General features: G+C 72.7%; 22 protein-coding genes and 1 pseudogene. 13 read left to right on the forward strand and 10 right to left on the reverse strand.

The window, feature by feature from the left end:
• Nucleotides 1-138: 138 nt before the first annotated feature.
• The 3 genes from ACIQZN_RS08010 (at nt 139) to ACIQZN_RS08020 (ending at nt 5,655) form a co-directional block, all read left to right on the forward strand.
• Entirely contained in the window at nt 139-1,698 is a 1,560-nt protein-coding gene (locus ACIQZN_RS08010; RefSeq protein WP_403989439.1) for an FG-GAP and VCBS repeat-containing protein, read from the forward strand.
• 109 nt (nt 1,699-1,807) lie between these two features.
• Nucleotides 1,808-3,517, forward strand: a complete 1,710-nt coding sequence (locus tag ACIQZN_RS08015; RefSeq protein WP_403989441.1) for an RNA ligase family protein — start codon at nt 1,808-1,810, stop codon at nt 3,515-3,517.
• Nucleotides 3,517-5,655 carry an RNA repair domain-containing protein gene (locus tag ACIQZN_RS08020; protein ID WP_403989443.1) on the forward strand — a complete coding sequence of 713 codons (2,139 nt, stop codon included), beginning with the start codon at nt 3,517-3,519 and terminating at the stop codon, nt 5,653-5,655. The genes ACIQZN_RS08015 and ACIQZN_RS08020 overlap by 1 nt, the downstream gene beginning before the upstream one ends.
• A 9-nt stretch (nt 5,656-5,664) precedes the next feature.
• Here ACIQZN_RS08020 and ACIQZN_RS08025 read toward each other — a convergent pair whose 3' ends face one another.
• On the reverse strand, nt 5,665-6,945 hold the full coding sequence (locus tag ACIQZN_RS08025; RefSeq protein ID WP_403989445.1) for an alpha/beta hydrolase family protein: 1,281 nt from the start codon (nt 6,943-6,945) through the stop codon (nt 5,665-5,667).
• Nucleotides 6,946-6,981: 36 nt separating this feature from the next.
• On the opposite strand from ACIQZN_RS08025, the gene ACIQZN_RS08030 reads away from it, so the two are divergent.
• The 3 genes from ACIQZN_RS08030 (at nt 6,982) to ACIQZN_RS08040 (ending at nt 8,868) form a co-directional block, all read left to right on the forward strand.
• A complete protein-coding gene (locus ACIQZN_RS08030; protein ID WP_403989447.1) occupies nt 6,982-7,530 on the forward strand; it encodes a helix-turn-helix domain-containing protein in 549 nt (182 codons plus the stop codon).
• Between the two features lie 91 nt (nt 7,531-7,621).
• Entirely contained in the window at nt 7,622-8,242 is a 621-nt protein-coding gene (locus ACIQZN_RS08035; protein WP_403989449.1) for an RNA polymerase sigma factor, read from the forward strand.
• The gene (locus tag ACIQZN_RS08040; RefSeq protein ID WP_403989451.1) at nt 8,239-8,868 is read left to right on the forward strand and encodes a hypothetical protein; all 630 of its coding nucleotides are present in this window, start codon (nt 8,239-8,241) and stop codon (nt 8,866-8,868) included. The genes ACIQZN_RS08035 and ACIQZN_RS08040 overlap by 4 nt, the downstream gene beginning before the upstream one ends.
• A 135-nt stretch (nt 8,869-9,003) precedes the next feature.
• Here the strand turns inward: ACIQZN_RS08040 and ACIQZN_RS08045 are convergent, their stop codons facing one another.
• Entirely contained in the window at nt 9,004-9,273 is a 270-nt protein-coding gene (locus ACIQZN_RS08045) for a GlsB/YeaQ/YmgE family stress response membrane protein (protein ID WP_018519299.1), read from the reverse strand.
• A gap of 151 nt (nt 9,274-9,424) precedes the next feature.
• Between ACIQZN_RS08045 and ACIQZN_RS08050 the strand changes: the two genes are divergently transcribed.
• The gene (locus ACIQZN_RS08050; RefSeq protein ID WP_403989453.1) at nt 9,425-10,075 is read left to right on the forward strand and encodes a hypothetical protein; all 651 of its coding nucleotides are present in this window, start codon (nt 9,425-9,427) and stop codon (nt 10,073-10,075) included.
• Between the two features lie 9 nt (nt 10,076-10,084).
• On the opposite strand, the gene ACIQZN_RS08055 is transcribed toward ACIQZN_RS08050, so the two are convergent.
• From ACIQZN_RS08055 to ACIQZN_RS08065, 3 genes are read right to left on the reverse strand one after another with little or no spacing between them, the layout of a single operon-like run.
• Complete coding sequence (locus tag ACIQZN_RS08055; protein ID WP_403989455.1) at nt 10,085-10,267, reverse strand: DUF397 domain-containing protein; 183 nt, start codon at nt 10,265-10,267, stop codon at nt 10,085-10,087.
• Nucleotides 10,268-10,282: 15 nt separating this feature from the next.
• On the reverse strand, nt 10,283-10,492 hold the full coding sequence (locus ACIQZN_RS08060; RefSeq protein WP_403989457.1) for a DUF397 domain-containing protein: 210 nt from the start codon (nt 10,490-10,492) through the stop codon (nt 10,283-10,285).
• Nucleotides 10,489-11,370, reverse strand: a complete 882-nt coding sequence (locus tag ACIQZN_RS08065) for a helix-turn-helix domain-containing protein (protein ID WP_403989459.1) — start codon at nt 11,368-11,370, stop codon at nt 10,489-10,491. Before ACIQZN_RS08065 ends, ACIQZN_RS08060 begins: the two co-directional genes overlap by 4 nt.
• Nucleotides 11,371-11,530: 160 nt before the next feature.
• Between ACIQZN_RS08065 and ACIQZN_RS08070 the strand changes: the two genes are divergently transcribed.
• The 3 genes and pseudogenes from ACIQZN_RS08070 to ACIQZN_RS08080 all read left to right on the forward strand — a co-directional run bounded on the left by ACIQZN_RS08070 (nt 11,531) and on the right by ACIQZN_RS08080 (nt 13,390).
• Nucleotides 11,531-11,956: an ATP-binding protein gene (locus ACIQZN_RS08070; protein WP_403989461.1), complete on the forward strand. Its 426-nt coding sequence runs from the start codon at nt 11,531-11,533 to the stop codon at nt 11,954-11,956.
• A gap of 278 nt (nt 11,957-12,234) precedes the next feature.
• A pseudogene (locus ACIQZN_RS08075) lies at nt 12,235-12,918 on the forward strand (helix-turn-helix domain-containing protein); the annotation flags it as partial.
• A 124-nt stretch (nt 12,919-13,042) separates the two neighbouring features.
• A complete protein-coding gene (locus tag ACIQZN_RS08080; protein ID WP_403989463.1) occupies nt 13,043-13,390 on the forward strand; it encodes a hypothetical protein in 348 nt (115 codons plus the stop codon).
• A gap of 10 nt (nt 13,391-13,400) precedes the next feature.
• Here ACIQZN_RS08080 and ACIQZN_RS08085 read toward each other — a convergent pair whose 3' ends face one another.
• The 4 genes from ACIQZN_RS08085 to ACIQZN_RS08100 are packed head-to-tail and all read right to left on the reverse strand — an operon-like array spanning nt 13,401 to nt 17,081.
• Nucleotides 13,401-13,853, reverse strand: a complete 453-nt coding sequence (locus ACIQZN_RS08085; RefSeq protein WP_403989465.1) for a hemerythrin domain-containing protein — start codon at nt 13,851-13,853, stop codon at nt 13,401-13,403.
• Nucleotides 13,854-13,882: 29 nt separating this feature from the next.
• Nucleotides 13,883-14,656, reverse strand: coding sequence for an ABC transporter permease (locus ACIQZN_RS08090; protein ID WP_403989467.1), 774 nt, complete (start codon nt 14,654-14,656; stop codon nt 13,883-13,885).
• Nucleotides 14,653-16,137: an ABC transporter permease subunit gene (locus ACIQZN_RS08095; RefSeq protein ID WP_403989469.1), complete on the reverse strand. Its 1,485-nt coding sequence runs from the start codon at nt 16,135-16,137 to the stop codon at nt 14,653-14,655. The genes ACIQZN_RS08090 and ACIQZN_RS08095 overlap by 4 nt, the downstream gene beginning before the upstream one ends.
• Nucleotides 16,134-17,081 (reverse strand): ABC transporter ATP-binding protein, encoded by a 948-nt coding sequence (locus ACIQZN_RS08100; protein ID WP_403989470.1) that lies wholly within the window; start codon nt 17,079-17,081, stop codon nt 16,134-16,136. Before ACIQZN_RS08100 ends, ACIQZN_RS08095 begins: the two co-directional genes overlap by 4 nt.
• 115 nt (nt 17,082-17,196) lie before the next feature.
• Between ACIQZN_RS08100 and ACIQZN_RS08105 the strand changes: the two genes are divergently transcribed.
• From ACIQZN_RS08105 to ACIQZN_RS08115, 3 genes are read left to right on the forward strand one after another with little or no spacing between them, the layout of a single operon-like run.
• Entirely contained in the window at nt 17,197-18,393 is a 1,197-nt protein-coding gene (locus tag ACIQZN_RS08105; RefSeq protein ID WP_403989472.1) for a sensor histidine kinase, read from the forward strand.
• Complete coding sequence (locus tag ACIQZN_RS08110; protein ID WP_403989473.1) at nt 18,390-19,061, forward strand: response regulator transcription factor; 672 nt, start codon at nt 18,390-18,392, stop codon at nt 19,059-19,061. Before ACIQZN_RS08105 ends, ACIQZN_RS08110 begins: the two co-directional genes overlap by 4 nt.
• Before the next feature lie 12 nt (nt 19,062-19,073).
• On the forward strand, nt 19,074-19,538 hold the full coding sequence (locus tag ACIQZN_RS08115) for a GNAT family N-acetyltransferase (RefSeq protein WP_403989475.1): 465 nt from the start codon (nt 19,074-19,076) through the stop codon (nt 19,536-19,538).
• Nucleotides 19,539-19,639: 101 nt separating this feature from the next.
• Here the strand turns inward: ACIQZN_RS08115 and tuf are convergent, their stop codons facing one another.
• Nucleotides 19,640-20,833 carry an elongation factor Tu gene (tuf, locus tag ACIQZN_RS08120; RefSeq protein ID WP_329028348.1) on the reverse strand — a complete coding sequence of 398 codons (1,194 nt, stop codon included), beginning with the start codon at nt 20,831-20,833 and terminating at the stop codon, nt 19,640-19,642.
• Between the last annotated feature and the right edge of the window lie 33 nt (nt 20,834-20,866).

Consider the following 20,866-nt stretch of genomic DNA (forward strand, 5'->3'; position numbering starts at 1 on the left):
ACGGGATAGCCTGCGACGTCGATCGCGCGGACCGCGCCGCGGGCCACTCCGTTCCCGCCTTCCGCGTGAGGCACTCATGGTGCGGAAACCGGCCATGGAGCGAACTCGGCATGCCCCGGAGACGAGTGAAGGACAGTCATGGCCGAAGAGAAGGCAACGAAGCGTCGGCCCAAGGCGTGGCATGCGGCCGTCGCCCTGCTCGCCTCCGTGGGCGTGGTGGCGACGGTCGCCCTCACGGCCGGCTCCGGCCACGCGGCCAAGCCCTATGACTTCAACGGCGACGGCAAGCCGGACCTCGTCGTCGGCCTGCCCGGAAACACCGTGTCGGGCCACGCGGGCGCCGGTTCGGTCATCATCGCCAACGGCACCGCCTCCGGGCCCTCCCACAGCTCGGTCCGCATCGACCAGGCGTCTCCGGGCGTGGGGGGCGACCCGGAGAACGACGACGCCTTCGGCCAAGCGGTGGCCAGTTGCGACTTCGACAACAACGGGTACGCCGACCTCGCGGTGGCCTCGCCGATGGAGGCGATCGGGGACGTCGAGGGCGCCGGGATGCTGAGCGTCCACTACGGCGGCTCCGGCGGGATCTACAACGCCACGACCGAGACCTTCAGCGAGGACACGGCGTCGTACCCGGGTGACGTGGCCAAGGACGAGATCTTCACGTACACACTGGCCACCGGCGACGTCAACGGCGACGGCTACTGCGACCTCGCCATCGGCCAGCCCCTCGACAGCGCCGGTGGCGCGTCGAACGCCGGGACCATCAAGATCATGTTCGGTACGTCCACCGGCCTGAACGCCAAGGACACCATCCAGATCGACCAGAACACGGCGAACGTGCCCGGCGGCCCCGAGAAGGAGGACCGCTTCGGCGAGCAGCTCGCCGTGGCCGACGTCAACGGCGACGGCGTCGGCGACCTGATCTCCGCCACCATCGGCGAGCAGATAACCGGCAGCTCCGACCGGGGCTCGCTGCACATCCTGTACGGCCCCATCAAGAACGGGGCCCCGGCCGCCGGCGGCTACATCGACTCCGGCAGCGTCGACGGCATCGGCGAGTTCGCGGGCAGTGCGCTGGCGGTGGGCCACTTCAACGACGACGCCTACGCGGACGTCGCCGTCGGCGTGTCCGACGAGGAGGTCGGCACCAAGGGCGCGGCCGGCCGGCTCGCGGTCTTCTACGGGAGCTCCCAGGGCCTGTCCGCCACCAGCCGCGTGAAGCTCTTCGACCAGGACTCCCCCGGCATCTCCGGCGCCCCCGAGACCGAGGACTACTTCGCCTCCAGCCTCGCCTCGGGCGACTTCGACGGGGACGGAACCGACGACCTGGTCGTCGGTATGCGCAGCGAGGCGATCGGCTCCGCGACCGGCGCCGGCGCCTCCATGATCCTCTTCGGCAACGCGACCGGCGGCGTCACCACCAAGGGCGCTCTCTGGATCGACCAGGACACCGACAAGGTGCCCGGCGACCCGGCCGTCGGCGACCACTTCGGCTGGACGGTCGGGGCCCTGGACACCGATGGCAACGGCCGCGTCGAACCGCTGGTCGGCGCTCCCGGCAACGCGGCCGGAACCGTCACCGTGCTCAAGGTCAAGCCCGGCACCCTGGAGTCGGCCGTCGCCCTCGCCGAGGCGGACCTCGGCTTCTCGGCGGGCAGCGACGGCGACGCGTTCGGGGCCGCGCTGCCGCACTGACCCGCCCGCGCTGCCGCACCGACCCGCCCGCGTAATTCGTTCGTACGCGCAAGCCCCCCGCCCCTACAGTTTCGGGCCGGGAGCGGCGACGGTACGGGGGCGGAAGAGCATGCGGACGCACTATCCACGGACCCCTCATCTGCCGTGGTCGCCCGGGGCCACGTCCGACGACGTGCGGATGACGGACCTGGCGGCGCTGGCCGGGACCGAGGTCGTCGTCACCGAGAAGCTGGACGGCGAGAACACCACGCTGTACGCGGACGGGCTGCACGCCCGTTCGCTGGACTCGGCGCACCATCCGTCGCGGACCTGGGTGAAGGCCCTCCAGGCCCGCGTCGGCCCCCGTGTCCCGCGGGGGTGGCGGATCTGCGGGGAGAACATGTTCGCGCGGCACTCCCTGGCGTACGACGCGCTGGAGAGCCACTTCTACGGGTTCTCCGTGTGGGACGGCGACCGCTGCCTGGGCTGGGACCGGACCGTGGAGTTCCTGCGCTCCCTGGGCATCCCCGCGCCGCCGGTGCTGTGGCGCGGGGTGTTCGACGCGAAGGCGCTGCGCGCGCTGAAGCCGGATACGGGGCGGCAGGAGGGGTACGTCGTCAGGCCGGCGGCCTCCTTCCCGGCCGCGTTGTTCGGGCGCGTCGTCGGGAAGTGGGTGCGGCCGGGGCACGTGGTGACCGATACGCACTGGATGCACGCGGAGGTCGTGGAGAACGGGCTCGGTGCGACGGCGGCGCTGTGGGCGGTACGGAGCGGAGCACCGGTGGACGCGGGGGCGCTGCGCGCGGCGGTGGGCGGGGACCCGGAAGACGGCCCGGGCGCCCCGGAGAACGCGGGCCCGGCCGTGAGCACGGGCGCGGCGGACGCCGCCCTCGCCGCCGCCGACGCCCTGGACGCCCTCGGCCGCACCGGCGACGACCGCCTCGCCGGTGTCCTCGCCGCCCTGCTGCACGGCACCCGCCGCACCGCCCTCGCCCCGCTCGTCGCGGGCCGCGTCGGCATGCCGCTCGCCCGTCGCGTCGCGGATCTCGTCGGCCTGGCCCCCGGGCTGCACCGGCCCTACCCCGACGAGGAGCGGCGCGCCGGGCTGGCCCGGATGGCGCTCGCCGTGGACCTGTCCGTGCTGCACGCGGTGTCCGGAGTGCTGGCGGACAGCGCCGAGGCGCGGGAGCAGGTCGAGTGGTCGGCCCTGCACGCGGAGGAGGTGCGGGAGCCGGTCGGGCTGGCCGAGGCGTTCGCCGGCCTCGGGCCGGAGGCCGCCGCGCGGTGTCTGGCGCAGGCCCGCGAGGCGTACGCGGCCGGGCGTATCGCCACCGCCGACGAGGCGGTCGCCGCGACCTGGCGGTGGCGGTCCGGGGACTTCCCGCGCCTGGTCCAGCTCGCCGGCCCCTCGGGCAGCGGCAAGAGCACCTTCGGCCGGGGTCTGCCGGGGGTCGCCACGTACATCTCGCTGGACGATCTCCGCCTGGCCCGGGGCTCGCGCGCCGACCAGAGCGGCAACGGGGACGTGCTGCGCGAGGGCCTGGACCGCCTCGACGCGGCCCTCGCCCCCGGCGCGACGGTGGTCTGGGACGCCACCTCGCTCAACCCGCACCAGCGCTCCCTGGTCCACGCGGTCGCCCGCCGCCGCGACGCCCTGGTCACGCACGCCGTGGCCTGGATCGGTGAGGCGGAACTGGCCGCGCGCAACGGGCGCCGGGAGCACCCCGTACCGCCGCAGGTACTGGCGTCGCAGCTGCACCGGTTCGTGCCCCCGTACCCCGGCCAGGCGCACCGCACCTGGTACATCGGCACCAGCGGAACCGTGGAGGACCGGGCCTGATGCGTACGAGCGAGGAGATCTACCACCGGGTCCGCTGGGACGCCCGCTTCGATCCGGCGCGCTTCGTGCTGGGCGTGGCGCAGCGCGGCCGGGAGCCGAAGCGGGTGCCGCTGGACCGGTTCACGCCGGGCGGGGACATCCCCTGGCACCGGGTCCTCTTCTTCGAGGCGGACGGCGAGGTCGTCTGGGACCGGGCGACGGGCACGGACCGCATCGACGCGACGGACGCCGGACGGATACGGGAGGAGCGCCGCCTGCCTTCCCCGTACTTCACGGCCCGAACCCCGCACGCGTACTCACCGGCGACGGGCACCTGGGAACCGGCACCGACTGGTGCGAAGGGCCCGGCGGGTCCGCTGACGGTCCTCACCTGGAACACCCTCTGGGACCGCTACGACAGCGACCGCATCGACACCGCGCGCCGCCGCCCGCTGCTGGCCGAGGCGCTGCGGGCGGCGGACGCGGACGTCATCGCGCTCCAGGAGGTGGAGCCCGCGCTGCTCACGCTGCTGCTGGGGTGCGAGTGGGTGAGTGCTCACTACACCCTTGCGACCGACCCGGCCGGTCACGACGTCCCGGACCACGGTCTGCTGCTGCTCAGCCGCCTGCCGGTGAGCGAGGCGGCGGTGCATGTGCTGGGCCCGCACAAGGCGGTCGCGGCGGCGGTGGTGGAGACGGCGGACGGCCCGGTCACGGTGGCCGTCACGCATCTCAGCAGCGACCACTCCCCCGAGGGCGCGACTCGCCGAGAGGCGGAACTCACGGACCTCGCGACGGGGTTGGCGAACGTGGCGGGGGAACTGCTGCTCGTCGGCGACTTCAACGACGGCGGCGACCACCCGCAGACCCGCCTGGCGATGACGGACGCGTGGACGGAGGTGCACGGCCCCGCCGACGACACCCCGACCTTCGACCCGTCGGCCAATCCGCTGGCCGCGATCTCGTCCCTCTCGGGCCGGGTGTCGCGTCTGGACCGGGTGCTGCTGCGTACGGACCGGCTGCGGGCGCGCGCGGCGACCCTGACCGGGGACACCCCGGGCCCCGGGCGGCTGTACGTCTCCGACCACTACGGGGTACGGGTGGAACTGGCCGCGCCCTCCGCGCGGGCCGAGGAGGTCGCGAACCGGGTCGCGGCGGCACTCCCCGGGGCACGCGTGCACGTCGTGGGCTCCCGGCGCATGGGCTGCGCACGCCCCGGCGCGGACCTGGACCTGGTGGCGGCGCTGCCCGACACCACGGGGGTACGGGACCGGCTCGCCGCCGCGTTTCCGGAGGCGCGGGACCTGCGCGAGGTGAGCGGCGCCCGCGTCCCCGGACTTCGCTGGTACGTGGACGGCCTGCGGGTGGACCTGGTCATCGTGGCGACGGGACCGGTGCCGCCCGCCGAAGCGGTGGGCCGCCGGGCGGAGTTGGGCGAGGCGGCGGCGGTAGCGCTCAGCGCGGTGAGCGACGCGGAAGCGGTGCTCGCGGCGGCCTCATCGCACCGGGAGGCGTTCGCCGCGCTGGCCCGGGACGTCAAGGAGTGGGCGGCGGCCAGGGGCCTGGACTCCGCCCCGTGCGGCGGACTCCCGGGCATCGCCTGGACGGCCCTCGCGGCCCGTACGGCACACGAGGGCGGCGGCCTGCGGGACTTATTCGCGACCTGGGCGGCATGGGACTGGCGAGACCCGGTGGGCGAGGGCCCGGTGACGGGCGACCCGGTGACGGTGTACACCCCGACGGCCCCGGTCCGTTCCTGCACGACCCAAGTGAGCTCCGCAGGCCGCGACTTGCTGACGGCGGAGCTGTTCCGGGCGTGGGAGCTCCTGGACACGGAACCGGACGCGCTCTGCGCCCCGCCCGCGCTCACGGAACACACCACGTGGGCCCTGGCCTCCGCGCACCCCACCGAGGAGGGCCGCCTGAGGGGCCGCCTCCTCGCCCTCACCACCGCCCTCGCGGAGGCCGGCGCCCCCGACACCCGCATCTGGCCCCGCCCGATCACGACCCCCGACCACACGGGCTACGCGATCGGCCTGGGCACGACACCCCCGAAGACGCACCGCCTGGCGGAGATCGGGGCGGAAGTCTTGCGCGGACTCAAGGGGGCATCGCTGCGCCCGGGCCCGAACCCGGTGGCGCGTCCACGCGACACCTGAGGACAGGCGCTACGGGGTCTCGTGGCGCGTCAGCCAGCTCGCGACCTCGTCCACCACGGCGGGGTCCACATGGCCGGGCCGCGCGTAGTCGGCCGGGGTGGACGGGCCGCTTCCGGCGAAGAAGAGGTGGTCGACGCGCTCGTGGACGCGGATGGACACCTCCGGGCGGCCCGCGAGGGCGCGCCGCCAGCCCGCGAGGTCGTCGGCGACGGTCACCTGGTAGTCCCGGCCACCCTGGAGGATCAGCATCGGGCGGTCCAGCCGGGCGGCCGTGGCCGACGGGTCGTAGGCGCGCAGGTCGAGCCAGTAGGAGGCGGAGAACCCCAGCGGCAGCGACTCCGGGGGCGTGTCGGGCGTGAGCGCCGGGTCCGCCACCGCGGCGGCCTGGCGGACCAGGGCCGACACCATCGCGTCGGCGGCCGGTCCGGGTGCCGACGCCTCCAGATGGCGCGCCACCCGGACCGCCGCCTCGTGCATCGGCTGGGTGTCCGCGGCGAGCAGCACCAGGCCCGCGATCGAGGGGTCGGCCGCGGCGATCCGGGGCGCCGCCTTGCCGCCCATGCTGTGCCCCAGCAGGTGAATCCGGTCCGGGGCCACCTCGGGCCGCTCCCGCAGCAACCGGACGGCGGCGAGCGCGTGGGGTACGTACTCGTCGGCCATCGTGAAGTCCGGCCGCAGGCGGCCCGGGTGGGCGAAGGTCACCTTGTCGAAGCGCAGCACGGCCACCCGCCGGAAGGCGAGGCCCCACGCGAGGTCCTTCAGCGGCTTGTTCGCCCCGATGGTCTCGTCCCGGTCGAACGCGCCGCCGCCGCTGAGCAGCACCACGGCGGGCCACGGCCCCTCGCCCACGGGCAGGGTGAGCGTTCCGGGAACCGCGAGCGGCCCGGTGCCCACGACGACGTCGCACTCGGTGAACCGGTCCTCATCCACGTAACCCGGCGGCTCCCACGCGGCGTCGCCCTGCGTGTCGAAGCGCAGCCCCTGCAACAGGCCGTCGTCACCGACCGACGTGACCACGGTGAACCCGCCTTCGGCGCAGAGCACCGGTATACGCACGCGCGCCGAGCCGGCCTCGGCCACCGGCTCCTCCACGTTCACGCGGCCGCCGCGTCCCGCGACCTCGGCGGCCCAGGCGAGCCGTAGCTGCTCGGCGGGGAGCGCCGCCCGCAGCGCGGGCGCGAACAGCTCCACCGACTCCTCGAACCGCTCCGTCCGCAACAGCGCGGCAAACCGCCGCGCCGCCTCCGGTACCCCACCCGTCCCCGGCGCCCCACCCTCAACCGTTCTCATAGTTGAGAAAGGTATCAGTCATGAGAAGGTGAGCGGGTGGACTCCCTGGACCTGCTCGCCCATCCCATCCGGCTGCGGATCGTGCTCGCGATGGGCGGTGCGCGGACGCTGACCACCTCGCAGCTCTGCGCCCGCATTCCGGAGGCGTCCAAAGCCACGGTCTACCGGCACATCGACCGGCTGGCGTCCGGGGGCATCCTTGAGGTGGCCGAGGAGCGCAGGGTGCGCGGCGCGGTGGAGCGCCACTACCGGCTCCGCCAGGACCGGGCCACGATCAGCCCGGAGACGGTGTCCACGCTCACCCCGGACGACCACCGGCGCGCCTTCACCACCGCGATGACGGCGCTGCTGGCCGAGTTCACCGCCTACCTGGACCGCGAGGGGGCCGATCCCGTGGCGGACCGGGTGGGCTACCGCCAGCACTCGGTCTGGCTGAGCCCGGCGGAGCTGGAGGAGCTGATCGGCGGCCTGCGCGCGGCCATCGCCCCGAAGCTCGCCAACGGGCCGAGCCCTGAGCGGACGCAGTATCTGCTCAGCCCGATCCACTTCCCGATGGAAGCGCCTTCCTCGGAAGCCGGGGCATAGCGAACCTCAAGAGGCGCGCGCCCGTGTAACGCCCGTCCCGTCCGCTGCCAAGTAGAGGTGACAGGCAGGCCGGAAGAGGGGAGGCACCACCTTGACGAGCGACACCCGCGGCAAGGAAGGACCAGCGGCGGCAGCGCGCGATCCGGACCTCTTCGAGGAGTTCTACCGGCGCCACTTCGACGCGATCACCCGCTTCGTCGCGCGGCGCGTCACCGACCCCCACACGGTCGCGGACGTGACGGCGGAGGTCTTCCTCGCCGCGATCGACTCCGCGGACTCCTACCGTCCGGGCCGGGGCAGCGAGACGGCCTGGCTGTACGGCATAGCCCGCAACCTGGTCGGCGCCGAGGCCCGCCGCACCGCCCGCCAAGCGGCCCTGGGCGCCCGGATCGCGGGTCGCAGGCTGCTGGAGGCGGACGACATCGCGCGCCTGGAGGAGCAGTTGGACGCCGAGGCGGCCGGCCGCCGGGCGCTCGCCGCGCTCGCCGTCCTCCCGCAGGGCGAGCGCGCGCTGCTGGAGCTCATCACCGTCGACCAGCTCACGCTCCCGGAGGCCGCTTCGGCACTCGGTATCCGCCAAGTGACCGCCCGGGTGCGGCTGCACCGGGCGCGCAAGGCACTGCGCGGGGCGGTGGCCCACAGCGCCACGGATCGACCGGCGACGGCACTCGCCGGGGACACACTCATCGCGGGAACAGGGGAGAGAGCATGAAGACGACATTCGAGGACCGGCTACTCGAAGAGCTGAAGCAGGAGATCACGGCGCGCGGACCACAGCCCGCCCCGGCGCGCCCGCGCCGCGTGGTCACAGCGCCCCGCTTCGCGCTCGTCGCCGGACTGGCCACCGCGGCGACGGTGGCGGCGGTGCTGCTGCCCGGATCGCCGGGCGCTCCGAAGGCGTACGCCGTGGACCGGAACGGAGACGGCACCGTCACCGTCACCCTCTACGACCTCACACCGGACCCCGAAGAACAGGACGCACTCGTGGCGCGGGTGCGCGAACTGGGAGTGCTGGTGAGCATCGACAGCCCGCCTGCCGGCACCGCCTGTGCCTGGCCCAGGGGGAAGGTCATCCAGCCCCCGGCGGGCGTCATGGACCGTAAGGCGGTCGAAGAGCTCCTGCGCGAGTCGGCAGCGGGGGGCGGGCGGGGAGCCGCGTTCCCGATGCCGCCGGGCACCACGGGGAAGGGCGCTGACACCGACTGGCGGGCCACGCTCCACCCCGGCGACACCCTGGTGATCGAGCGCAACCAGGTCGGCGCGTGGTACTCGGCGGTCGAGGGGGCTGCCGCCCCGTGCGATCCCCGGCCCATCCCGCCCCACGGCGCCGACGACTGAGTTCGCGGCTCCCCTGCCGGTAACCCTCTGTCCACCTGTCGGCGGGTGGCGTTCCCGGCTTTCGTCCGGGACGCGCGAAACGGCTTCCCCGGGGTCGGGGAAGCCGTTTCGCGACCGTGCGGAGCGGTGGTGGGGTCAGGCGTGGCGGCGGTTGCCGGTGATGACCCGGTAGAGCACGAGCAGGATGATCGAGCCGACGATGGCCGCGATCCAGGTGGAGATTTCGAAGAAGCCGTCGATGGAGTCGACGCCGAAGATGACCTTGCCGAGCCAGCCGCCGAGAAGGCCGCCCGCAATGCCGATGAGCATCGTGATGATGATGCCGCCCGGGTCCTTCCCCGGCACGAGCGCCTTGGCGATGAGACCCGCAAGAAGCCCGATGATGATCCACGCGATGATGCCCATGATGTCCCACCTGCCTGGTCGTATAAAGATTTTGTCAACCACCGTCTGTACCGGAACGGCGCGTTCAAACATCGGCCGTGCGAGCAGCCCTTGCCGGGTGCCCGCGCGATGCGCGAAGGGTGGTGAACCGAGACGCACTACGGTGGGCTTCGTGGCGAGTGAGACCGACCGTGCGGCCCTGGCCGATGAGGTGTGCCTCGCGCTGAAGGGGTGTTGCCCCGGATCACGCGCGGAGCTGACCGGCTCGCTGGGGTCGGGCACGGCGGACGCCTTCAGCGACATCGACATCGCGTGGGTGCTGCCGGACGCGCGGTTCCCGGACTGCCTGGATCGCGTGGTGGCGGTTCTGGGCGGGGTCCGACCGGTCGACAGCGTCCGTCTCGACCCGGACTTCTATCGCTCCGACCGCCGACGCCTCCTGTTCGTCCGCTTCGCGGGGGTGCCGCTGTTCTGGCGGCTCGACCTGGACGTCCGCGCCGCGTCGGTCGCGGACGACCCGCACTACGACGCGGAGAACCCGGCGGCACGCGCCCATGACGACGAGTGGTCGCGCCCGGCCAGTGCCCTGGCCAACGCCATCGGCGCGGTCAAGGCGGTGGCCCGAAAGCGGGACGACGAGGCCCGTGGCCTGCTGGACCGGGGGTTCGCCCGGATCGGCGAGGACGCCCGGGCCAGCGGCGCGTGGGGCCACGATGTGGCCCGGCTCGCACACGCCGCCGCCCTACGCGAGCCGTCCTTGTCGGACCTGGCCGCCCAGGTCACCGCGCTCGCGGCGCAGCACGTGGGCGGCTCCGCCGCCTGACGCGCGTCCTCAGTGAGCGGCGTACGAAACGAACTCCGCCCACGCGGTCTCACCGAAGGCGAGCTGCGGCACGGACAGGTCCTTGGAGTCGCGGACACGCACGACGCCAGTCGCGGCCGCGACCTCAACGCAGTCGTTCGGGTTGCTGCTGTCGCTGTAGCTGCTCTTGAACCACTCGTTCTCGCGGGTCATGACCTGCTCCCAGCGTCAGCAGTCGGAGGCGTACGAGACGAACCCCGCCCACGCGTCTGTGCCGAAGGCAAGCTCCGGCACGGACAAGTCCTTGGAATCACGGACGTGCACCGAACCGGACGCCGCCGCGACCTCGACGCACGAGTCCCCCTCGCTGCTGCTGCTGTAGCTGCTCTTGAACCACTCCAGCCCGACAGCACCCCGGGCAGAGGTCTCGCGAATCATGTCTCTCCCAACACTCTTTCGATGAAGGCCCGCGACTCGCGCGGCGGCAGTGCCTGGGCCCGGATCATTCCACAGCGCAGGTCAAGAATCCTGATCTGCTTCTGGTCAGACACCGGCCGACCCGCGAAGGCGCCGTCTGCCCGCCCTACCGCTGAGCCGTCCTCGAACTTCAGCACCTCAACGCCGCCCTCCATGCTCGCGTGGTCCTCACGATGGGTCGGCATCACCTGGATCTCGACGCTCCGCAACTCACTGAGCGCCAAAAGCCGTTCGAGCTGGCCTCGCAACACCATTGTGCCCCCGATGGGACGTCGCAGGGTCACCTCTTCCTGCACGAAGCTGAGTGCAGGGGCCGGTGACCTCTCGAAGATCGCCTGCCTCGCGATGCGTGCGGCAAGCACCCGCTCCACTTCGTCCTGCGAGTAAGCGGGACGCCGCATCTCGAACAGGGCTCGCGCGTACTCGGGCGTCTGCAACAGGCCGTGGATGTTGTGGTTGCTGTACAGCGACATCTCAACGGCCCGCGCCTCCAGCTTCGCCAGATCCCGGACCTTCTTCGGGTATCTCACCGCCGCGAGGTCCTTCTTCATCGCGGCGATCTTCCCGCCCGCCCCGCACACCTCATCCGCCATGTCCAGCAGCTCAGGCCGGGGGATCCGGCGACCCCCCTCCACCTTGTAGATCAGGTTCTCCCCGTACCCCAACCGCGTACCGAACTCCGCCGCCGTCAGGCCCGCCGCCTCGCGCCAGGCCCTGATCTGGCGGCCCACGGCCGCGACCACCGCGACGCCCGACTCGTCGTCGGGGTCGACGTCCCAGCCGGGTTCGTCCGCCCCGGCGTCGGGCTGCCAGTCCGTGCCGATCTCGTCCACACTCATCCGTGCCCCGCTTTCACGCGTGCCGTCGTTCCTCAACCGTGTACGTCCCCCGGGCGTCACCCCGTACAGCGGGGACAACGCTGGACAAGCGCGGGACAATGACCGTACGTAAGCACCGAGTCACTGTTCACGGTAGGGGCGCGCGGCCACCCTGAGTGACGTGAATCGAGAAATCACCCGAACCGAAACTTCCGCTCCCGCCCGGCAGTTCGCCGTTCTGCTCTCCCCCACGCGCCGGGGCGCACGGCTCGCCCGGCTGCTCACAACGGCGCATTTGGGCGACTGGGGGCTCCCCACCGAGGCGGCCGCGCACATCGTGGCCGAGCTGGCCGCGAACGCGGCCACGCACGGGCGGGTGCAGGGCCGGGACTTCCGACTGAGCCTCACCGTGAGTGACACGGCCCGGCTGCGGATCGAGCTGACGGACACCCGGAGTGACCGTCTGCCCGTGCCCGACACCCCCAACCCGTACGCCGAAGGCGGGCGCGGCCTGCTCATCGTCGCGGCGCTGGCGGACCGCTGGGGCGTCGAGGAGGGACCGGTGCCGCGCAAGACGGTGTGGGCGGAACTCGACCTCGTACCGTGACTGCCGTGACGCCCCCGACCGCGTCCCGGGCCACCGGGTCGCGGTCCTTCGCGACGTAAAAAGGCTTCTAAAGAACCTGGGAAAGAACCAGACCAAAACCCACCCCACCCCGTCTTGACCTGCATCACTCGCGCGAGTGAACTCGGGCAACTGGGCTGGATTCGGGCCGGGTTCGCTGGCATATGCTCGCCGCGACAACACCACAGAACGTGACGGCCCCCGGCGAGACGGGAATCTCCACCGAGGGCCTGACCAACACGGAAGAAGCAACCTTCCTGATGGCTACCCCGCAGGTTATCGCGCCCCCTCGCGCCCCTTCCGGCTCCCCCACCGCCGGTGTTCACCACATCAACGTCCGCCACACCACCGGCTTTACGGTGATCGGCAACCACCTCGCCCAGCACGCGCAGCTCTCGCTGACCGCGATCGGGCTCGCCGCGCACATCCAGTCGCTGCCCACGGGCGCCAGGGTCGGCATCAAGCTCCTCGCGGCCCGCTTCCCGGAGAGCGAGGCCCGAATCGCGTCCGCGCTAAGGGAGTTGGAGACAGCGGGGTATCTCCACCGGGACCGCGTACGCCTGCCGGACGGCCGGGTGGTCACCCGTACGACGTCGTACAACCAGCCGCACGCGACCCCGGAGCAGCAGGAACCCGCCCCGAACGCGCCCCCTGAGCAGCAGGAGCCCGCCGCTCCGGCGACGCCCCCGGCCCCCACCGAAGCGCACCCCACGGCGACCACGCTCCTCACCGGCCTCCGCCGCCACGCACCCCAACTCACCCTGTCCGCGCAGGCGATCAGCGAACTGGCCCCCACAGTCGCGACCTGGCTCGCCCGCGACGTACACCCCGCAACGGTCCTGCACGCCCTCACGAGCGACCTCCCACCGATCGTCAGGCACCCGGCAGGCTTCGTACGCAACCGCGGGTGCGCTTCCGGCGCAAACTCGATGCCGTCGGCCGCACCAGGGTGTCGGAATACCACTTCCTCGACATGGCCGCAGAGGAACTCACCCTCGACACCACCAACGACCCGCCATCCGCCTGACCGGCGAAACCGCCGGCGCCCGGCCGGGCGTCTCTCCGTACATGGAAACCGAACAGACGTCCCGCCGCGAAGCCCTCACCAGCACCGCAGGGCTCCTCACCGCGCTGCTCGGCGCCCTCGCGGGCCTCGCCGTCTGGCTGCCGTACGGCCGCAGGGGCCTCTTCGGCGCCTTCGAGGGCGAGCGGAACACCGACGTGCTCCTGCTGGGCCTGCCGGTGCTGCTGCTCGGCGGCACGCTGGCGGCCCTGGCCGCCTTCGCCGGCGTACGGGGCCGCCGGCGCACCGCACTCGGCCTGGCGGCGGCCGTCGCGGGACTCGCCGCGCTCGGCTACGGCCTCGACGTCCTGGCGGAGCCGCAGGCGGCGAGCGACTGCGGGTCGCCCTGCTGAGGCTGCGGCACTACGCCGGATGCGCCTCCCGCCAAGCCCGCATCGACCGGTCCCACTCCTCCCCCGTCAACGCCGTGAGCGACGCCGGGAACAGGCCGTCCTCCTCCTTGGCGATGTGGTGGTGCAGCTCGGCCACCGCCTCGCGCAGCCGGGCGATGTCCTCGGCGCGGGTGAGGTCGACCTCCCGGAGGAACGCGCCGAGTTCGCGGTGTTCGCGTACGAGCGCGGCGATGTAGTCCGCGTACTCCGGGTCCGCGCTCATCACCGCGAAGAGGCCCCGCTCCTCGCCCTGCCAGTGCGCCACGAGCTCCCGCTCCATGCGGGCGACCAGGTCCGGGACGACGGCCGGGTCCCCGTCGTCCAGCGCGCGCAGGGCCGCGCCCGCCGTGTCCGTGACGGACTCGTGCTCCGCGATGAACTCCTTGATCAACGGGATCTCACGGCAGCCGCAGTAATGGCACATATGCGGCACCTTGCCATATATGTGAGTGGCTACGCGTCGCGCCCGCGCAGCAGCAGCCCGCCCGCCAGCAGCGCGGCCGCCGCCCACGCCCCGAGCACGCCCAGACCGGCCCATGGGCCGATGGGCAGCTCGTCCAGATGGACCGTGGCCTGCACCGCGAGGCCCGCGGGCATGGGCGAGAGCTGCTGGAGGTGGCCCTGCCACGCCGGGTCCTGGACGACCCCGATCACGACCGGGAACACGTAGAGCAGCCCGAGCACGATCCCGATGGCGGTCGCCGCGTCCCGTACCGCGGTCGCCACGCCGAGCCCGAGCAGGGCGATGAGGACGAGATAGAGCACCGAGCCCACGGCCGCGCGCAGGGTCGGGCCGTCGGCCAGGGACAACGGGGCGTAGCCGTGCGCCTCGGTGAACCCGCTGCCGGGCAGGACGAGGCGGCCGCCGAGGAGCGAGGCCGCGACGGCAGCCGTCCCGGCGGCCAGGACGACCGTCGCGAGGACCGTCGCTTTCGCGGCGAACACGGTCGTCCGGTCGGGCATCGCCGTGAGCGTCGTACGGATCATCCCGGTCCCGTACTCCCCGCTCACGGCCAGCACCGCGAGGACGGCGACGACGGCCTGGCCGACGGTGACGCCGGTCAGCGCGAGCCGCACGGCGTCCTGGCCGCATCCCGTATCCGGGCACTTCACGGCCTTCGCGGTGCCGCAGCCGACCGCCACGGTCAGCGCGACGGCGAGCAGGAGCAGCCTGCCCAGGTCCCCGGCCGTGCGCAGCTTCGTCCACTCCGCGCGCAGGGCGCTCATACGTCCCTCCCCCACAGCCGCACCACGGCCAGGCCGTGAGCCAGCGCCGCGTACCCGCACAGCACGGCGAGCCCCGCCCACGGCGCGAGCGGGAAGTACCCGGTCGACGGCTCGTACACGCTGAGCACCTGCGCGTACCGCGGCAGCGTCTGCTGTACGGCGAAGCCCGCGGCCGGGGTCACCCGCAGCAGCCACTCCGAGACGCCCGGGGGCAGCACGCCGGAGGCGGCGAGCAGGAACGGCAGCACGAGCGACGCGACGACCAGAGCGACCGCCGTGCCGCTGCGCCGCAGCAGCGCGCCGACGCCGAGAGCGAGTACGGCGGCGGCCGCGCAGAGCAGGCCGGTCCCGACCACGACCCGCATGTCGGTCGCCGTCGTGACGGGGAGGACGAGGAAGCCCCTACCGCGCGCGCCGCGTGCTCCGAGGGGAAGCACGATCGCGGCGGCCACCAGGCCGACGACGGACGCGACACCCCCGACCACCAGCGCCTTGGCACCAAGTACGCGGCTCCGCAACGGCGTTGCCGTCATGGTCGTACGCAGCAGACCCCGCCGGTACTCGCCGGTGATGAAGACCGTGGCCACGGCGATCACCGCGATCAACCCGGCGAACGTGCCGACGAGAAAGTCCTCGACGGCGAAGCCGACGCCCATCGCGGGGCCGCCGACGACCGGTGCGATGTCCCCGGCCCCGGTCACGGCGAACCCGCCGGCGGTCCGGGTGAACCCGCCCTTGAGGGTGTTCGTGTAGCTGCCCGAGGTGCCCGCGTCGCCACCCACCTGGGTGCCGCTCCACGGGCTCCGGGACCAGCCGCCCGTGAGCCCGGGGCGGCCGAAGGTGCCGGTGGCCACGGCGGGGCCGAAGCCCGCACCCGCTCCGGTGTCCTGACTCGCCAGGGGCGATGTGGCGAAGAGCCCGGCCCGCACGGTGCGCGGGAGCCCGGGCAGCCTCGCGCGGCCGACCTCGGTCCAGTGGGAGCCGTCGGTGGAGGCGTATCCGGTGAGGCGGTCGCCGGAGCGGACCAGGCGCAGCCACCCCTGGCGGACCTCGGGGCCCGCCATGTCGTGCGTGTAGTCGTACTGCATGCGGACGCCGTGGGCGCCGGTGGCCATGAGCGCCGCGTACGGGGACCCCTGAGCGAGGCTCTCCTTGACGATGATCCCGGCCTTCGCCCAGGGCTGGGCGCCGCGAGCCGTCTTCCCGGCCCCGGTGTCCGCCACACCGGTCAGCGACCGCAGGGGGACGGTGAGGGTGCCGTCGCCGGTGAGCGTCCGGTGGACGAAGTAGAAGCTGTCGTTGACGGCCTCGCCGCCGGGGCCCTTCGGGTACGAGGCTTCGCCGCCGGGACCGGGGGCGGCCGTGCTGAGCAGACCGACCACGATCGTCGCCAGCAGCGCACCGGCCATGGTGAGGACCCAGCCCCGCACCGTACGGAACTTCGTCCACTCGGCGTGCAGCGTCACGAGGAAGCCGGTCATCGCGCGCCCTCCCCCGCCGCAACGCCCTGGTACTCCACCGCGTCCCGGGTGAGCCCCATGTACGCCTCTTCGAGCGTCGCCCGGTGCGCGGACACCTGCGAGAACGGCACCCCGGTCCGGGCGAGCAGCGCCACGACCGCCTCGTCGGTCAGACCGGTGACGCCGAGGGTGTCGGGGCCGGTGACGAGGACGGTGGCGCCCGCGCCGCGCAGGACCTCGGCGGCGCGCTCCGGCACGGTGGTACGCAGGACGACCCGGCCGCCGGACGCCTCGGCGAGCAGCCCGGAGACGCTGGTGTCCGCGAGGACCCGGCCGCGCCCGATCACCACCAGGTGGTCCGCCGTGTCCTCCAGTTCGCCCATCAGGTGGCTGGAGACCAGGACGGCGCGGCCGTCCCGGGCCAGCGTCGACAGGAAGCCGCGCATCCACACGATGCCGTCGGGATCGAGGCCGTTGAACGGCTCGTCCAGCATGATCACCGGCGGATCGCCGAGCAGCGCCGCCGCGATCCCCAGCCGCTGGCGCATCCCCAGCGAGAAGCCGCCCGCCTTGCGCCGGGCCGCCGGGCCCAGCCCGGCCTGGTCGATGACCTCGTCCACGCGCCGGGCGGGCACACCCTGCGAGTGGGCCAGCCACAGCAGGTGGTTGCGGGCGGTGCGGCTCGGCTGCACCGCGGAGGCGTCGAGCAGGGCCCCCAGATGCCGGAGCGGCCGGCGCAGGGTGCGGTACGGCACCCCGCCGACCAGGGCCTCCCCCTCCTCGGCCGCGTCGAGTCCCAGGATGACGCGCATGGTGGTGGACTTGCCCGCGCCGTTCGGACCGACGAAGCCGGTCACCCGCCCGGGCCGCACGGTGAACGTCATCCCGTCCAGGGCCACTTGGGGCCCGAAGCGTTTACGCAGACCGATGACCTCGATCGTCGCACTCGTACTCTCATCACTCATGGCCCCACCCTGGGCGGGGCCGCTTCACAGGGACCGAACGGCCGCTGTCATCCCGCTGTTAGGCGCCTCGGCCTAGCCTGACCGGTACCGGCCGTGGCGAGAGGGGAGCACGCGGATGACATGGGGTCCACCCCGACGGCTCACGGGCCTGCGCCGCACCACCGCGCGCACCCGTTTCACGGCCCTGTACGTGACGCTGTTCCTGCTGTCCGGAACGGCACTGCTCACCATCGCGGCCGTGGTGGCCTCCGGCGGTTCGCGGGACAGCCGAACCGCCCCCGGTGGCGGCACACCCGCGACGGCGGCACAGGCCCAGGGCCGCATCGCCGAGTTGGAGCGGCAACTGGCCCAGGCCCACGACACCCGGACCCAGCAGATCCTGATCGGCTGCGCCATCGCCCTCGGCGTCATGGTGATCGCCTCGGCCGGGCTCGGCTGGTTCGTCGCCGGCCGGGTGCTGCGTCCGCTGCGCGTGATGACGGCGGCCACCCGCCGGATCACCGCCGACGGCCTGCACGAACGCCTGGCCATGGACGGGCCCGGCGACGAGGTGAAGGAGCTCGCCGACACGATCGACGATCTCCTCGGCCGGCTGGAGAGCTCCTTCGAGGGCCAGCGCCTCTTCGTCGCGAACGCCTCCCACGAACTGCGCACCCCGCTCACCACGATGCGGGCCTCCCTGGACGTGGCCCTCGCCAAGCCGGGCCCGGTCCCCGAAACCACCGCCACCCTGGCCACCCGGATGCGCGCCCAACTCGACCAGGTGGACCGGCTGCTGGAGAACTTCCTCGTCCTGGCCCGCAGTCGGCAGGGCGGGTTCACCGACACGACGCGGCTCGCCCTCGCGCCGCTCGCGCTGGCCGCCCTGGCGGACCGCGCCGACGACATCGCGGCCGGGGACCTGACCGTGCGCGAGGACCGGGCCGACGGGACCGCGTGGGTGTCCGGCAGCCCGACGCTCCTGCGCCGCGCCGTCGACAACGTGGTCGACAACGCCATCGTGCACAACGGACCCGGCGGCTGGATCGGTGTCGCGGTACGGGCCGAGGGGGGCGCGGCGGTGGCCCTCGTGGTGGAGTCGGGCGGGCCGGTGCTCGACCAGGAGCGGGTGGCGGACCTCGTCCGGCCCTTCCGCCGGCTGGACGGCGACCGCACCGGCACCGGCCGGGGCAGCGGGCTCGGCCTGTCCATCGTCGCGGCCATCGCCCGGGCCCACGGCGGCACCCTGGACCTGCGCGCCCGCCCGGAGGGCGGCCTGCGCGTCACGCTCACCCTGCCCCGTACGGGCACGGGCGCGGGCGCGGCGCCATGAGGGTCCTGGTGGTCGAGGACGCCCGTGCCCTCGCCGAGGTCGTCGCCGAGGGGCTGCGCGACCAGGGCATGGCCGTGGACGTGGCCCATGACGGGCTCGACGCGGCGGCGAAGCTCGACGTCCACGCGTACGACGTCGTCGTGCTCGACCGGGACCTGCCGGGCATCCACGGCGACACGCTCTGCCGGATGATCACCGAGCGCGACGGCCGGGCGATGGTCCTGATGCTGACCGCCGCCGGCTCCCCCGGCGACCGGGTCAGCGGTCTGACCCTGGGCGCCGACGACTACCTGGGCAAGCCGTTCCACTTCCCCGAGCTCGTCCTGCGCATCCGCGCCCTGGCCCGCCGCCGCCCGGCCGCCCGATCCCGCACCCTGAGCGCGGCGGGCATCGAGCTCGACCCGACGCACCGGACCGCCGTCCGCGACGGCCGCCGCCTCGACCTCTCCGTCAAGGAGTTCGCGGTCCTCGAAGCCCTGCTGGCCGCGAGCCCCGCCTTCCTGAGCGCGGAGGACCTGCTCGAACAGGTCTGGGACGAGCACGCCGACCCCTTCACCAACACGGTCGCCGTGACCATCAGCCGTCTGCGCCGCAAGCTCGGTGACCCCGGGGTCATCACCACCACCCCCGGCGTGGGATACCGGATCGCAGGGCCGCCCGCCCTCTGACAGACTCCCGCCATGCATGTACGTACCACCCAAGCCTGGGACCTGCGCCCCGCCACCCCCGCCGACCTGGACGACATCGTCGAGCTACGGGCCGTCGTGATGCGCCCCGACCTGGTCCGCCTCGGCCGATACGACGAGCACCGGGTGCGGCAGCGGATGCGTGACTCGTACGTCCCCGAGCACACCTCGGTCGTCGTGGTCGACGGCCGCTTCGCGGGCTGCGTGACGCTGAAGCCGTACGAGGACGGCTGGTGCCTGGAGAGCTTCTTCCTGGACGCGGAGCTCCAGGGGCGGGGCATCGGCTCCGGCGTACTGCGGCGCCTGCTGGAGCGTACGGACGCCGAAGGGGTGCCGGTGCGGCTGAACGTGCTCCAGGGCAGCGCCGCGCGGCGGCTGTACGAGCGGTACGGCTTCGTGACCGAGGGGGAGGACCCGGTGGACGTGTTCATGATCCGACGGCCCGAGCCTGCCGCGTAAGCCCGTAAAAACCCGAAGGGCCCCGTCCCACCGCGTGAACGGTGGGACGGGGCCCTTCTTGGTGCTCTGTGCGGAGCTACCAGGTCAGACGCAACAAGTGATTACTTGTTGATCTTGGTGACCTGGCCGGCGCCCACGGTCCGGCCACCCTCACGGATGGCGAACTTCAGGCCCTCCTCCATGGCGACCGGCTGGATCAGCGCGACCGACATGACGGTGTTGTCGCCCGGCATGACCATCTCGGTGCCCTCGGGGAGGGTCACGACGCCGGTCACGTCCGTGGTACGGAAGTAGAACTGCGGGCGGTAGTTGTTGAAGAAGGGGGTGTGACGGCCACCCTCGTCCTTCGACAGGATGTAGGCCTGGGCCTCGAACTCGGTGTGCGGCGTGACCGAACCGGGCTTGATGATGACCTGGCCGCGCTCGACGTCCTCGCGCTTGATGCCACGGAGGAGCAGACCGACGTTCTCACCGGCCTGGCCCTCGTCGAGCAGCTTGCGGAACATCTCGATGCCGGTGACCGTGGTGGTGGTCTTCTCGGTCTTGATACCGACGATGTCGACGGTCTCGTTGACCTTGAGGACACCACGCTCGATACGACCGGTGACGACGGTGCCACGACCGGTGATCGTGAAGACGTCCTCGATCGGCATCAGGAACGGCTTGTCGACGTCGCGCTCGGGCTGCGGGATGTTCTCGTCCACGGCCTTCATGAGCTCGAGGACGGTGTTGCCCCACTCCTTGTCGCCCTCAAGGGCCTTGAGCGCCGAGACCTTGACGACCGGAAGGTCGTCGCCCGGGAACTCGTACTCGGAGAGCAGCTCGCGGACCTCGAGCTCGACGAGCTCCAGGATCTCCTCGTCGTCCACCATGTCGGCCTTGTTCAGGGCGACGACGATGTACGGAACGCCGACCTGGCGGGCCAGGAGCACGTGCTCCTTGGTCTGCGGCATCGGGCCGTCGGTGGCGGCGACCACGAGGATGGCGCCGTCCATCTGCGCGGCACCGGTGATCATGTTCTTGATGTAGTCCGCGTGACCCGGGCAGTCGACGTGCGCGTAGTGACGCGACTCCGTCTGGTACTCGACGTGCGCGATCGAGATCGTGATACCGCGCTGGCGCTCCTCGGGAGCCTTGTCGATCTGGTCGAAGGCCGAGGCCTCGTTCAGGTCCGGGTACGCGTCGTGCAGCACCTTGGTAATGGCGGCCGTGAGGGTCGTCTTACCGTGGTCGATGTGACCGATGGTGCCGATGTTGACGTGCGGCTTAGTCCGCTCGAACTTTGCCTTCGCCACTGGGGTCCTCCTGAGTGGTTCTGTACGCCTTGC

It is taken from the genome of Streptomyces sp. NPDC097595 (assembly GCF_044761525.1).
Classification (GTDB): domain Bacteria; phylum Actinomycetota; class Actinomycetes; order Streptomycetales; family Streptomycetaceae; genus Streptomyces; species Streptomyces drozdowiczii_A.

Coding starts and splice junctions, on each gene's coding strand:
- ACIQZN_RS08010 (WP_403989439.1), top strand. CDS start 139: ATGGCCGAAGAGAAGGCAACGAAGCGTCGGCCCAAGGCGTGGCATGCG.
- ACIQZN_RS08015 (WP_403989441.1), top strand. CDS start 1,808: ATGCGGACGCACTATCCACGGACCCCTCATCTGCCGTGGTCGCCCGGG.
- ACIQZN_RS08020 (WP_403989443.1), top strand. CDS start 3,517: ATGCGTACGAGCGAGGAGATCTACCACCGGGTCCGCTGGGACGCCCGC.
- ACIQZN_RS08025 (WP_403989445.1), bottom strand. CDS start 6,945: ATGAGAACGGTTGAGGGTGGGGCGCCGGGGACGGGTGGGGTACCGGAG.
- ACIQZN_RS08040 (WP_403989451.1), top strand. CDS start 8,239: ATGAAGACGACATTCGAGGACCGGCTACTCGAAGAGCTGAAGCAGGAG.
- ACIQZN_RS08045 (WP_018519299.1), bottom strand. CDS start 9,273: ATGGGCATCATCGCGTGGATCATCATCGGGCTTCTTGCGGGTCTCATC.
- ACIQZN_RS08055 (WP_403989455.1), bottom strand. CDS start 10,267: ATGACCCGCGAGAACGAGTGGTTCAAGAGCAGCTACAGCGACAGCAGC.
- ACIQZN_RS08060 (WP_403989457.1), bottom strand. CDS start 10,492: ATGATTCGCGAGACCTCTGCCCGGGGTGCTGTCGGGCTGGAGTGGTTC.
- ACIQZN_RS08065 (WP_403989459.1), bottom strand. CDS start 11,370: ATGAGTGTGGACGAGATCGGCACGGACTGGCAGCCCGACGCCGGGGCG.
- ACIQZN_RS08080 (WP_403989463.1), top strand. CDS start 13,043: ATGGAAACCGAACAGACGTCCCGCCGCGAAGCCCTCACCAGCACCGCA.
- ACIQZN_RS08085 (WP_403989465.1), bottom strand. CDS start 13,853: ATGTGCCATTACTGCGGCTGCCGTGAGATCCCGTTGATCAAGGAGTTC.
- ACIQZN_RS08090 (WP_403989467.1), bottom strand. CDS start 14,656: ATGAGCGCCCTGCGCGCGGAGTGGACGAAGCTGCGCACGGCCGGGGAC.
- ACIQZN_RS08095 (WP_403989469.1), bottom strand. CDS start 16,137: ATGACCGGCTTCCTCGTGACGCTGCACGCCGAGTGGACGAAGTTCCGT.
- ACIQZN_RS08100 (WP_403989470.1), bottom strand. CDS start 17,081: ATGAGTGATGAGAGTACGAGTGCGACGATCGAGGTCATCGGTCTGCGT.
- ACIQZN_RS08105 (WP_403989472.1), top strand. CDS start 17,197: ATGACATGGGGTCCACCCCGACGGCTCACGGGCCTGCGCCGCACCACC.
- ACIQZN_RS08110 (WP_403989473.1), top strand. CDS start 18,390: ATGAGGGTCCTGGTGGTCGAGGACGCCCGTGCCCTCGCCGAGGTCGTC.
- ACIQZN_RS08115 (WP_403989475.1), top strand. CDS start 19,074: ATGCATGTACGTACCACCCAAGCCTGGGACCTGCGCCCCGCCACCCCC.